The 12,993-nt window shown below is 63.0% G+C and carries 9 protein-coding genes; all 9 read left to right on the top strand.

All coding sequences use genetic code 11. The annotated features are described in order from the left end of the window. Nucleotides 1-128: 128 nt before the first annotated feature. The 9 genes from ACLBV5_RS09665 (at nt 129) to ACLBV5_RS09625 (ending at nt 12,989) form a co-directional block, all read left to right on the top strand. Nucleotides 129-608 carry a hypothetical protein gene (locus ACLBV5_RS09665; RefSeq protein ID WP_447605531.1) on the top strand — a complete coding sequence of 160 codons (480 nt, stop codon included), beginning with the start codon at nt 129-131 and terminating at the stop codon, nt 606-608. An 18-nt stretch (nt 609-626) separates the two neighbouring features. Beyond that, nucleotides 627-1,340, top strand: coding sequence for a hypothetical protein (locus ACLBV5_RS09660; RefSeq protein WP_447605530.1), 714 nt, complete (start codon nt 627-629; stop codon nt 1,338-1,340). Nucleotides 1,341-1,364: 24 nt separating this feature from the next. Beyond that, nucleotides 1,365-1,802, top strand: a complete 438-nt coding sequence (locus ACLBV5_RS09655; protein WP_447605529.1) for a DUF6950 family protein — start codon at nt 1,365-1,367, stop codon at nt 1,800-1,802. Then, nucleotides 1,802-5,473, top strand: coding sequence for a hypothetical protein (locus ACLBV5_RS09650; protein ID WP_447605528.1), 3,672 nt, complete (start codon nt 1,802-1,804; stop codon nt 5,471-5,473). The genes ACLBV5_RS09655 and ACLBV5_RS09650 overlap by 1 nt, the downstream gene beginning before the upstream one ends. Beyond that, the gene (locus ACLBV5_RS09645) at nt 5,473-5,766 is read left to right on the top strand and encodes a hypothetical protein (RefSeq protein ID WP_447605527.1); all 294 of its coding nucleotides are present in this window, start codon (nt 5,473-5,475) and stop codon (nt 5,764-5,766) included. Before ACLBV5_RS09650 ends, ACLBV5_RS09645 begins: the two co-directional genes overlap by 1 nt. 7 nt (nt 5,767-5,773) lie before the next feature. After that, entirely contained in the window at nt 5,774-8,302 is a 2,529-nt protein-coding gene (locus ACLBV5_RS09640; RefSeq protein WP_447605526.1) for a hypothetical protein, read from the top strand. Nucleotides 8,303-8,316: 14 nt separating this feature from the next. Further along, nucleotides 8,317-8,535, top strand: coding sequence for a hypothetical protein (locus tag ACLBV5_RS09635; RefSeq protein WP_447605525.1), 219 nt, complete (start codon nt 8,317-8,319; stop codon nt 8,533-8,535). A gap of 60 nt (nt 8,536-8,595) precedes the next feature. Next, entirely contained in the window at nt 8,596-9,045 is a 450-nt protein-coding gene (locus tag ACLBV5_RS09630) for a hypothetical protein (protein WP_447605524.1), read from the top strand. A 77-nt stretch (nt 9,046-9,122) separates the two neighbouring features. After that, complete coding sequence (locus tag ACLBV5_RS09625) at nt 9,123-12,989, top strand: beta strand repeat-containing protein (protein WP_447605523.1); 3,867 nt, start codon at nt 9,123-9,125, stop codon at nt 12,987-12,989. The last annotated feature ends 4 nt before the right edge of the window (nt 12,990-12,993 follow it).

Raw genomic sequence — 12,993 nt, 5'->3', positions numbered from 1 at the left:
GTTCACCTAAATATGGGATGGCTCTTCTACCATCCCTTCCCCTCGGTTCTCAGACCCGGCTGAACCTCAAATCGAACGCCAACATTCTGGAATCCAATTTCGGTGGACCGTCTCAACGGAACGCCAAGATGGGCGACAAATGGCATTTCGAATCCGTCTGTCGGCCGATGCAAGCGGCTCAGGCCAACCCGGTCATCACGGCTCTTCTGGATGGCCTTTCTGAGAAGCTGATCGCGGAAATTCCGCAGCCCGGTTTCGAGATCGGAAACCCCGGCAACCCGACCGTCGCCAGCGCTGGCCAGTCGGGGTCGTCGGTGACGATGACCGGTTTCGCGCCCGGCTACCAAATCCGCAATGGTCAGTTCTTCTCCATCGTCGCCAACGGCGTCCGATACCTTCACCGCGCCCGCGCCGACGTAACCGCGAACGGTTCCGGTGCGGCGGTCGTCCCGATGCGCCCGATGCTCAAGGTCAGCCCTCCGGCTGGCTCAGTGTGTGAGTTCGCTTCGCCGAAAATCGAAGGGTTCGTGGAGGGTAACGAACAAGGCTGGACCGTGGGTCTGGTCGCCAACGTCGGCCTGACTTTCAAGATCATCGAGGCTCAGTAAATGGCCTTGGATGCTGCAATGAACGCGGCGCTCGGCGCCCACACGATCCGGTCGTTCATGGCGATCCGGGTAGAGTTCCCCGACGACCTGACGGTCAACCTGATCACTGGCTCCGGCTTCGTCACGTTCGCCGTCGATGGCGTCGCCACGACTTTCACCGGCAAAGACCCGATCTTCGGTGTCCTGTCGTCGGTGTCCAGTGTGACCGAAGCTTTCGCGACCTCGGCTCCACACCTTGGGATCACTTTCCTCCCGCCGACCCCTGACGCCATCGGAGCGTTGTCCGCGCCCTTGACCCAAGGCTCGCGGGTCCGCGCGTGGGCGGGCCTCGTGAACGAAGAAACTGGTCTGGTGATCGGCAAGCCGGAGCTTCTGTGGATCGGTCGATTGGATACCGCCAAGACCACTTTGGACAACAACAGCCGCGTGGTCGATCTGGACGCCGCGTCTGTGTTCGAACGCCTTTTCGCAGCGCTCGAAGGCGAGCGTCTGAACAAGGTCTGGCATCGATCCTTTCACCCGAATGAAAGCGGCATGGACTACAATATCGCAGCCATGACCGATCCCCTCTGGGGCGCCGATGCTGGCAAGCCTCAACCGTCCTCTGGGCCGATTGCGGGTGGCGGGAACTATGGCGGCGGCTCTTCCGGCGGCTCTGGTGGGGGTGGTGGTTATGGCGGCGGTGGGGGCGGTCGCGGTGGAGGCATGAACTACGACCTCCAACTCTACTGATCAGACCACTCGCCTAAATATTGGATGATTTCCAATCCTCTGATCGTCAGGGTCCAAGCCGCCGAACTCGCCCATCGTAGCTTCAATGAACAGCCCTTCGTTTGGGGCCGGAACGATTGCGCGCATCTGATCGCCACCGTCCTGATCGGCGTCGGTCACGACGATCCGATCAAAGGCTTCCGCAAATACTCGACTGAGGCTGGAGCCAAGCGCGCCCTTCTCCAGAAGGGTTATGAGACCGTCGAAGACGTTCTGGACAACACCCTCAAGCTGGAGCGGATCGCTCCAGCTTCGACGCTCCCCGGCGACATCGTGGCCATCCCCGGCGAAGGCGACACGGGACACGCTCTTGGCGTGGTTCTCGATGCTGACCGCATCCTCGCGTTCTGCGATCTCGGCCAAGGCGTCCGTGGCGAGATCGGTTCACTGACCGCCGCGACTTTCGCTTGGAGGTCTCTGTAATGCCTCCCGTTGCAATGATCGCCGTGGCCGCATTCGGTGCGATCTCGGCTGGTGCGGCCATCGCTGGCGCCATCGGCGTCACCGCCTTCCTCGGAATGTCCGTCGCCACTTGGGCGGCCATCGGCGCCGTGGGGATGCTGGTGTCTGGTCTGGCTCTCGCCGCGACCATGCCGAAGCCCAAGACCCCGGAGAGCGCGGGTCAACAACTGAACATGAAGCTCAGCGCCGACAACGCCTTGCCGGTCGCTTACGGCCGAACCGCGACTGGTGGTTCGATCTACTATCGAGACACGTCGGGACGGTCGAACAAGACGCTCGCCATGCTGGTCGCTCTGAGCGTCGGTGGGGCTATCGGCGGGGTCTCGGAGGTCCGCGCCAACGACTACCAACTGAGCCTGTCAGGCGGCTTCGGAGGCGGCAAACAGACCACCATCGCGGCCATCGGTGACACCGATTCCAAGTCCAAGATGTTCAAGAAGAACAGCTTGCACTTCTGGCACCTGAACGGCGCCGATCCGCAGCCCCAAACCTTCGCTCAGGTCTCCGGTCTTCCGATCCCGGCCGACCGTGCTTCGGGCGTCGCCACGGCGATCATCCAAGCCGACTACGACCAAGAGGTCTTCCCGCAAGGTCTCCCGAAATTCACTTGGGTCGTCAACGGCCAGCGCGTCTACGACCCTCGCAAGGACTCGACATATCCCGGCGGCTCCGGCTCGCATCGGATCAGCAATCCCGCAACTTGGGAATGGTCTCAGAACCCGCACCTTTGCGCCCTGAACTGGACGCTCGGTCGCTGGTCTGGTGGCAAGAAACTCTTCGGCATCGGCGCCCCGCCGGAAGAGGTCGATATCCCGGCGTTCGTCGCCGGTGCGAACATCGCGGACGCTCTTGGCTGGACCGTGGGCGGCGTCGCTCAAACGACCGACGACAAGTTCTCGGTCCTCGGAACCTTGCTCCAAGCGGGCGGGGCGATCCCGCTTGTCCGTGGCGCTCAGATTTCGGTCCTGACCTACACGGTCAAACCGTCGATCTACACGATCACCAAGGACGACGTGATCGGCTCGGCCAGCGTCATGAACACGGCTCCCCATCGGGACCGTAAGAACCGCATCACGCCGACCTATCGCGAAGAGAGCCAGTTCTGGAATCTGGTCCCCGGCGAAGCCGTGTCGGCCGCTCAGTATGTCGCCGAAGACAGTGGAGAGGTCCGCTCCAGCGAGATCAATCTTCCGTTCGTCCAGAAGGCCAGCCAAGCGCACCAGCTTGCGACCTACGATCTGGTCAACACTCGCGAGTTCCTGACTTTCGAGATCACGGCGAAGCCCAAGCTTCTGGCCGTCCGCGTCGGCGATTGCGTGAACGTCACGCTCCCCGACATCGCCGTGAACAACCAGAAATGCATGGTCGTTCAGCGGGATTTCGACCCGAACACCTTCCAAATCAAGCTGACGCTCCGCTCGGAGACCGACGCCAAACACACCTTCGCGCTCGGCCAGTCTCAGGTCGCCCCGCCGTCGCCGTCGCTGTCCACGTTCGACCCGTCGAACCCGGATGGACCGGGACCGAACGCTTGGACGATCTCGGCCAACTCCATCGAGGTTCAGCCGACCGAAGAACAGATCGAAGCCGGGATGACCAACACGGTCATCATGCCCGCGCTGGTGGTCGAAGGTGCGAACGACGATCCGACGACCGCTCAGGTGATCTTCGAGTGGCGCCGCCCGCTGGTGTGGGAAAATGGCGTCACGCCTCCGACCCAAGAAGTCCAAGCCGAGATGGGTTGGATCGGAGCGGCCGAAGGCCACAAGGCGATCACTCGCGCCGAACTGGCGAACGTCCTTCCCGAAACCGACTACGAAGTCTCGGTCAGCTACCGGACGGTCCTCGGCATCAAATCGCCCCGGATCATCCTCGGCCCGATCACGACCAGTGGTCAGCGGGTCGGCGGCGTCCAAGACGGCGGGATCGACTGGACGTCGAACACCATCGTCAACGTCCCTCCGATCCTTCGCGATCTGGACACCCTGACCGAACTCCAAGCGCTGGCTGACGCCAAGATCACCGACGCTTTGGAAGACCTGTCGAATGCCGTCGCCGATCTCGGAAACGTGGTCGTGGACGTGGACGGCGCTGTCGCCAACGCCACGGCTGATCTGGTCATTCGGATCGGTGACGCCGAGGACATGGCCGAAGCCGCTCGCAACCGTGCGGACGGTCTCTGGACCGTGGTCGGCGAGAACGATGGCTCCGGTCTTCGCGCGACCGTTCTGGCTCTCCAGAACTCGCAAGTCGGCGACCTGACGGCGGTCACGAACCGGGTCACCGGTCTGGAGCAAGTGGTCAACGCCACCGGCGCCCAAGCGCTCGCTCGCCAAACCGATCTGGACGAACTCGAAGTCGCGCTTGACGGCACCTACGCCAAGGCGACGGACCTGTCTGACCTGACGACCCGTGTCACCACGGCCGAAGGCGTGAACTCGGCTCAGAACACGCGCCTGAACACCGCCGAGACCAACATCGCGGGCAAGGCTTCGGCCACCGACCTGACCGCCCTGACGACCCGCGTCACCAACGCCGAGGGAACGGTCTCCAGCCACAACACCCGTCTGAACACGGCGGAAAGCGACATCGCTGGCAAGGCTTCGGCCACGTCGGTCGGCAACCTCCAGAGCGAGGTCACCGGCGCCCGCAACGGGTCGGCCAATCTTGCCGCTCAACTTGGAACCATGCGTCAGACCGTCTCCGATGGTCTGGCTGGCAAGGCGAGCGTCACCGACGTCACCAGCCTGACCAGCCGCGTCGGAACGGCCGAGACGAACATCACCGGGGCGAACACCCGGATCGACAACGTGGTCACCGATCTCGCCGGAAAAGCTTCGACGTCTTCGGTCACCACTCTGGCCAACGAGATCACCGGCGCCCGCAATGGCTCGGCGAACCTCGGCGCTCAACTGACGACCATGCGCCAGACGGTCACCGATGGTCTGGCTGGCAAGGCTTCGGCCACGGCTATGACGAACCTGACCACGCGCGTCGGGAACGCCGAGACCACGATCACCAGCCACAACGGGCGCCTCGATGCGGCCGAGAGCGATATCGCTGGCAAGGCTTCGTCTTCGTCCGTCACCACGCTCTCCAACGAGATCGTGGCCGCTCGCAATGGCGGGACGACCCTCAAGAGCCGGATCGACGGTCTTCAAACCAGCCTGACCGACGCCATCAACCTCAAGGCTTCCGCCCAATCGGTGCTGGACCTGTCCAGCGAGATCGCGAACGCGCGTGGCTCCGGTAACGCGACGCTCTCGGCGCGCTTCACTCAGGTCAACAACACCATCGTTGACGGACTGGCTGGCAAGGCTTCGGCATCGTCGGTTTCGACGCTCTCCACCAAGGTTGATGGCTTCGATAGCCGCATCACCACGGCTCAGAGCGTGGCGGCTTCGGCTGACGGCAAGGTCAACGCCAAGATCGGCGTGGTCCTCGACGTGAACGGGCTGGTCAGCGGCTATTCGTCGGTGAACAACGGCTCCACCTCCAGCTTCAATGTGAACGCCAACACGTTCAACCTTCTGACGCCCGGCAACCCCGGCGACCGGATCGAACTGAGCGGAACGACCGGGTTCAAAATGTATAAGGCGGGCGTCCGCCGCATCTTCTTCGGGTTCCAATAATGGAACCGGGTCTGTGGATTTTCGGGACGGACGGGACGACCGTTCTCTTCGGGCCGGGGACGTCCAACGTGACGGTCCTCGGCACCGTCACCACTGGCAAGACTAACGGGTCGGTCAGCCACCCGTTGTTCGCCCGTGGTCGCCCGGTCGTGGTCAGCGTCCTTCCGGCCGAGGGGACAAGCTGGACGATCCCTGACGTGGTGATCAGCGGGAACTCGATTTCATGGTCCTTCACGGTCAGCGGGGCCAACTACAACCAGCCCGTCCGCATCGCCTACGGGGTCCGCGCCTAAATATTGGGTGGCTGACGCAGTAATCGAAATCCTGTCCAACTCTGGACACCTACAAGTCACCGGGACCGGCGGGATCGGCTACGGCCTTTCCGCCACCGGTGCGATCTCTCTGGTCAACGACGGCCAAACCCATCCCCAACCGATGGTCGTGGGATCGGTGTCTGTGACCGGCGTGAACCCGGTGTTCGCCTACAAGGCCAACGGCAACATTTGCGTTGAGCGAGTGTCGGTCAGCGGATCGACTTTCACCTTCCGCGTTCGCGCTCAATCGAGCGTGGCCATCGGTCTCCAGTATTGGATTTTCGACACCGCAGCCGCGTCCGTGAAAGACCCGACCATGGCCGGGATCGTGGCCGAGATCAGGGACGAATATGGCGTCGTGACCTTCGACGCGACCATGGCGGCCATGAGGATCGCGGAAGCCGTCGAGATCGCCAAGACACCGGCCATTCTTCCCGAAGGTCGCTTCGTCAGCCTGACGGACACTACTGACATCGCGGTCCCTTCCGGCAAGGTTTACGCCGTCGTTCAGGCCACGCCCGCCTTCGTTTTTCTGACCCACGATTCCGGCGGCTATTCGTCCTCGCCGACCCGCCCCAACCAGCAACAGGTCGATGATGGCTCAGGACCGGGACCGGGGACGCGCTGGCGTGAACAGTCCCTCCAGTCCTACCAATCGACCGGCGGCTACACCGGGGGATCGACCATCCGCGTCGGCCTGACCCGCTTCGAACAGTTCTACCAAGGCTGGCAACCGGCGAGTTCCGAACCCTTCATCAACGTCTACGGCCAAGCCCGCTTCCTGATCGTGGACGTGACGAACTTCACGTCGGCGGGCGGCATTTCTCCGACCATCGTCAACGTGGGCGTCAACGCCTCCACGCGATCCGTCTCGAACGGCGGCGCGAGTGTGATCAGCCAGTCCACCACACCGGCCGTGACGGCTTCGGTGTCAGGTGGAACCGCCCCCTATAGCTACCTCTGGCAGTTCGTCAGCGGCAACGATCAGGTCTCCGGCGCTGGCATGTATAACGGACAAGCGTTCTCCACGACCACGCTGAACCAACCGGCGGGATCGACCCGTTCGGCGCTCTTCCGTTGCCGGGTCACGGACGCCAACGGTTTCGTCGGCTATTCGCCAGACGTGACGTTCGAACACGTCGCCCAAGCCTACAGCGTGGACGTCACGCCTGACCCTCTGTCGCTGACCAATATCGCTCTCGTTACCAACGAACCGTCTGGCTACACGAACGACTGCGACTTCCGGGTCTGGGGCATCAACCAGACGATCAATCTCCAGTTCACGCGCGGCAATCAGTGGGATTCCGGCGGCATCTTCACGCGCCGTCTCTTCATCTACCACTCGGTCAACAATGGCGCGTCGTGGACCGAATATTTCATCGGCGCTGGCACCCAAGGCGTCGCCAATATCGCCGTGAACAACGGCGACCGCATCATCATGCGCGGCTATTTCGACACGTCCGCCGGGCGAGGCGATTCCAGCTACACCGCCTACATCACCAACACGACGGCTGGCGCCAGCCTTGGCTCCATCACGGTCGGCGGGACGGTGGACCTCGACAACAATTACAACGTCGTGGACACAACGCCTGACACAATCACGAACTGGCCTTCGATCAACGGCGTGGTCAACGAGAACGATTTCTCTTGGTCCACTTCGTCCTATGGCGAGCATTACGTCACCGGCATCAACCAGCCGATCACGCTTCGGGCCGAGGTCTATGACTACTCCGGCAATCTCGACGCGCTCTACATGGACGTCTTCACATGGCCTCCGGGCGCCGCTGGATGGACGCACCACGGTTATTTCGCGGCTCACACCAATGGACCTGATGGCCTTCGCAAGTTCGACGTCGGGAACGTCGTCAACGGGACGCGCGTCGCGGTGAATCCTCACGCGATCACGAACTCTGGCCGCAAGAGCGCGACCTGTCGTCTGGTCCTCTGGAGCATCACCGGGACGGGTGGTCAGTTCGCTTCCGCCACCCAATCGTTCGTCGTGGACAACGACAACAATCACAACGTCGGAAACGGTGTCTCGCCGCGTGATTGGAACGATTTCTGGGTCTATTCGAACAACACCAACGGTGGCTCAAGCTCCCCCAACTGGAACCAGAACGGAGCCATGACCATCGCCGGTCTCGCGCCCGGCCAGACCGCGACCTTGAGCCTGTCAGGCTATGCGAACGGTGACGCCCTCATGGGCGCGGGCTTCATCAAGAACGGCGCCTATCAAGGCGATGCGGTGGTTTCGAACCACTACGATTCCGCTGTCCAATCGTCCTACGCCAACTCGGTGACCGTCCAGAATGGTGACACCATCGCCATCCGGGCTTCGGTGGTGGGTTTCGCGGCCGATCAGTTCACGACCTACACCAGCGCTTACAAGACCCTCTACCTGACGGTTTCGGCGTCGGTGGGTGGGGTTCTGGACACGCTCCAGATCGAAGGCACTTACACCGACCAGTGGCAATCGGGCGGTGGTGGCGGGCCGATCATCCTCGATCCCTACTGAGACTAAATATTGGCATGACAGACACCCCAAACCCGTCCTCGAAAGAGGTGAAGCAAATCCACGGCGCGGAAATCCGCGACGCTCTGATGAACCTGAAGACCGTTCTGGCCAGCCGTCCCGAAACTTGGTTCGGCGGTCTCCCGATGGTCTTGGATGAAATCGACCGTCACGCGACGCACCGCATCGCCGAGATCAATCGTCTCTTCGAACTTGCGACCGATCCAGAGGACTAAGACCGGTCGAATGTGGGTCGCGGATAAATACTCCGAAACATCCTTTCGGAGAAAATACTAATGGCCGCTGGCACTTTTACCGTTCTCGACATCGCCAAGAAGAAACTTGTCGATGGCACGTTCGATCTCGACACTCACACCTTCAAGGCCGCTCTGGTCACCAACGTCCAAGCGCTGGCCGCTTCGTTCGCTGGCACGTCCACGGACGGTCGCTATGCTGACCTGACGGCTCAAGTCGCTTCCGGCAACGGCTACACCACGGGCGGCGCTACGTTGACCGGCGTGACGCTGAACCGTTCGGGCGCAACCGTCACCTTCACGTCCTCGGCGCCGTCGTGGTCGAACGCGACGTTCACCGCCAAATATGTCGTGGTCTACGATGACTCCGACGCCAACAAAGGCATCCTCGGTTTCATGGACCTTGAGACCGGCAACGGTTCGGGCGTCTCGCCTTCGAACGGCACCCTGACCGTCAACTGGAATGCTTCGGGCATGTTCACCCTGAACTAAGCCTCGGCTCCAGATCGAGACATTGAAAGGCCGCTCCACGCCGGGGCGGCCTTTCGTCTGTTTGGGGTAAATATGGGATGGCCACGACCACCCTGAATACCGCCCAAACTCTCTTCCTATCGTCGGCTTCGACCACCTATTCGATGGCGCGCGAAGGCACGGGTCCAGAAATCTATGAGAGCGAGTTCGGTTGGGTTGGCCAATACCTCGGCGGATCGCGCCATGAGGTGAACCAAGTCTTCGCTCGGTTTGATCTGTCGTCCATCCCGGTTTCTGCGCCCATCACCAGCGCGGTCCTCAAGGTGACCATGGCCGAGAGCTATGGAACGTGGGCGATGGAGGCTCGCGCCGCTTCCGGCGTGGGTCCGTTCGTGGCTGGCTCTTCGTTGGCCGGTCGGACGCAACTTGGCTCTTATCTGGTGACGGGCAACTTCCTCGGCACGACCAACATCGTGCTTTCGAATTTCACCCGCGCGAACCTCCAGAATATCGTCTTCGCTTCGGCTCCCCAACGCACCGGCACGGCTACGACGAATGATGACACGGCGCGGATCACGTCGGTCCAACTTGAAGTGACTTACACTCTCCCGACGACGACCGTGAACATCACCACTCCCGGCGCCGGGACGTGGACTGTCCCGGCTGGTGTGACCTCGGTCAAAGCCGTCGTCTTCGGCGGGGGCGCGGGGATGAGCCTCAGCTACGGCGCCGGAGCCGGTGGCGCGCGATCCGAATCCACGCTCGCCGTCACACCGGGGCAGGTGATCAGCTACGTCGTCGGAGCCGGTGGTGTCGGCAACTCAAGCGGCAATGAACACGGGAAAAACTCGTGGTTCGTGAACGCTACGACCGTCATGGCCGAAGGCGCGCATATGATCGGGGCGAACAACGTCGCACCGGTGAACAACGGTGGCATCGGCAACTCGGGCGGGCGGGCGGCCTTTGGCTACGGTCAGATCAAATCGTCAGGTGTCTCCGCTCGCGACTATGGTTCGGGCGACAACGGCGCCGACGCCGCTTCTCCCGGCGGTGGTAAGGGTGGCCTTGGCAATTTCAGCGGCAACCCTCCCCAACCCGGCGGTCAACCGGGCGGTGGTGCGGGTTGGAGCTACAGCGGTGTTGCTAACGGCGGCGACGGCCAGATCAGCCTGACCTATGAAGTCGCGCCTATCGAGATCAACGTCACGGGTGGTCGCCAAACCTTGGCGATCACTGGACGCCAAGGCTCGGTCTCAAGCGGCATCCCCGCGACGGCGACGGGCCTCGCTGGTGTCCTTTACGCACTCGGCCTTACCGGCGGTGTCGGTTTCTCATCTGCGACCACTGGTGGCGGATCGGGTCAAGCGACCGTCGAGAAATACAAAACGCCCGGAACGATCAACTGGACCGTTCCTGCCGGTGTGACCTCGGTCACCGCGAAAGTGTGGGGACCGGGCGGCAACGGTGCTTCTGGTGTCTCTGGAACACGCGCGGGCGGTGGTGCTGGTGGTGGTGGTTTCCGTCAGGCGACCGCCTACCCGGTCACGCCCGGTCAGGTGATCACGATCCGCGTCGGCTTCCCCGGCCTATCCAGCTATTTCGTCTCAGAATCGGTCTGTCAGGCCAACCCCGGCGGTAATGGTGCGGGACAAGGCCCCGGCGCGGCGGGCACTCACTCGGGTTCGGCGGCGGGGTTCGGCTTCAACGGCGGTCCCGGCAATTGGGGCGGTGGTGGCGCGAGCGCGAACGGTGGCTCGGCTGGTTCATCCGGCTCGCCTACCAGCAACGGCACGGCCAACGGTCCCGGCGACGGCGAGAACCGTGGAGTCGGTGGCGCTTACGGTATGTTCGCCCCTCCGGGCGCGGCTGGTGCTGGCTCCCAACCCGGCGGTGGCGGCGGCGGTGGCGCGTCCGATGGTGGAGGCGGTTTCGGCGGCAACGGTCAGGTCTTCCTTGAATACCAAATCGCAGCCGGGCCTTCCGCCACGAACTACGTCGTCGGGGCCGTGGGCGAACATCGCCTGAAAACCCTCGGCTTGGTCGGTGCGGTCGCGATCACGAACGACATCACCGCAACCGGCCAGAAAGGCGCGCTCGCGCTCAACACCGGCTTCGGTAGCGTTGCGGCCAACGTGACCGGGACCGGTTCCAAAGGATCGCTGGCATTCTCCGGCTATCCGGGGAGCGTTGTCCTCTCGACCGCCGTCACGGGTGGCGTGGGGTCGATTACGGTCGCCGGTGACGTCGGCTCTGTCTCGGCTCAGTCGAATGTCATCGCTACCGGCCAAGCCGGTCAGGTGGTCATCGGTGTCCTGAACGGCTCGGCAATCGCAGATGCGTCGGCAACGGCTGGCGCTGGCTCCCTGACGGTCGCTGGCTACCCTGCAACAGTCGCGGTGAACCTCTCGGTCCAATCGGCGGGCAACGCCTCCCTGACGCTCTCCGGGGCGTCTGGAGCCTATCGCGTGGATCACTCGACCACGGGCAACCTCGGCGGTCTGGTGATCGCTGGCTACGCCGCCTCGGTGATCTCGACGGACAATGTGTCGGTGGCTGGCTCCAACGCTGTCCTGACCATCACCGGTCGTCAGGGGACGATGGTCTTCACGTCCAACCCGACCGTCTCCGGCGGTAAGGGTGCGATCTCGATCAACGGTCACCAAGGATCGGTCGGGACCAACACTCAGGTCCAAGGCTCGGCCTCGGCTCTCCAGATCAACGGGCTGGCCGGATCGGTCACGTCCACCGTCCAGATCGACGGCACGGCTCAGAGCGTCGCCCTGACCGGTCGCTTCGGCGCGGCTCGCATCGACCACACGGTCACCGGTGGACGCCAGTCCCTGACCGCTCTCGGCCGTCAGGCAACGGTCGGCTCCACGGTCTCGGCGACGGGTGGAACTCAGGCTCTCCAGATCGTCGGTCATGCCGCTTCGGTCTTCGAAAGCGATAACGTCAGCGTCGTCGCCAACGGTGCGGCTCTGACCGTCACTGGCTACGCTGGCTCCATCGTCAACAACATCAATCTGGACGCTGGCTTCGACACCCTGTCGATCTCCGAGTTCGAAGGTCGGACGGACGCTTCGGTCAACCTGACCGCTGGCGCTCGCCAGAGCCTCCAGATCACCGGCTACAGCGCCGAGGTGGATAGCCGTGTCGTGGTCCCGGTGTTCGGCTTCACCGGCGCCCTGACGGTCACTGGACGCCAAGGCGAAGTCTCGACTTCTGTGGCCGTGGAGAGCGTCGGCCAGAGCCTGTCGATCACCGGTCGCGTCGGTGACACCAACGCCGAGGTCACGGTCCTCGGAGCGTCCACGGGGACGGTCACCACGACCGGTCGCCAAGGATCGGTCAACTCCGGCGCCGAGATCATCGCCTTCCCCGGCAATGTCTCGATCACCGGCCACAACGCCTCGATCTACGAAGAGGACAATTTCGCCCTGACCGGCGGGACCGGCGCGATGACCGTCACGGGTCACGCTGGCCGCACCGACACCGACGTCATCCTGACCGGAGCCAACGACAACGTGGCGATCACCGGCCATGCGGGAACGGTCCAAGCGACCGTCTCGGTGACGGTGGCTGGCCAGACGGGTCAGATCGGCATGAACGGTCTGGTCGGATCGTATGGCTTCGGCGCTCTGGTCGATGGTGGCGCTGGATCGATCTCGATCACCAGCTACCCGGCGTCGGTCATCGTCAGCCATAACCCGGTCGGCGAGAGCCAAGACCCGCTCCAGATCGTGGGTCACGTCGGTCGTGTGGAACAAGCCGTCTACGTCTTCGGTCAGACGGGAACGGTCACTCTGATCTCTCTGACGGGCGATCTGTCGATCTTCGACACGATCTCACACGTCGAGAGCGCCCATCGCTACACCGTCCGCGCCGACAAGCGGAAGGCCGAGGTCAACGCTCAGAAGCGGGTCGCCACGATCCTCGCCGAAGCGCGCCGCGTGAAAGCGGGTTGAGGCT

Source organism: Brevundimonas sp. M1A4_2e, from assembly GCF_053345555.1.
The sequence above is the reverse complement of the archived record's forward strand: the minus strand, read 5'-3'. Positions and strand labels throughout refer to the sequence as shown.

Excerpts from the sequence above, each read along its gene's own strand:
- ACLBV5_RS09650 (WP_447605528.1), top strand. The coding sequence starts at position 1,802 with ATGCCTCCCGTTGCAATGATCGCCGTGGCCGCATTCGGTGCGATCTCG.
- ACLBV5_RS09630 (WP_447605524.1), top strand. The coding sequence starts at position 8,596 with ATGGCCGCTGGCACTTTTACCGTTCTCGACATCGCCAAGAAGAAACTT.
- ACLBV5_RS09660 (WP_447605530.1), top strand. The coding sequence starts at position 627 with ATGAACGCGGCGCTCGGCGCCCACACGATCCGGTCGTTCATGGCGATC.
- ACLBV5_RS09635 (WP_447605525.1), top strand. The coding sequence starts at position 8,317 with ATGACAGACACCCCAAACCCGTCCTCGAAAGAGGTGAAGCAAATCCAC.
- ACLBV5_RS09665 (WP_447605531.1), top strand. The coding sequence starts at position 129 with ATGGGCGACAAATGGCATTTCGAATCCGTCTGTCGGCCGATGCAAGCG.
- ACLBV5_RS09625 (WP_447605523.1), top strand. The coding sequence starts at position 9,123 with ATGGCCACGACCACCCTGAATACCGCCCAAACTCTCTTCCTATCGTCG.
- ACLBV5_RS09655 (WP_447605529.1), top strand. The coding sequence starts at position 1,365 with ATGATTTCCAATCCTCTGATCGTCAGGGTCCAAGCCGCCGAACTCGCC.
- ACLBV5_RS09645 (WP_447605527.1), top strand. The coding sequence starts at position 5,473 with ATGGAACCGGGTCTGTGGATTTTCGGGACGGACGGGACGACCGTTCTC.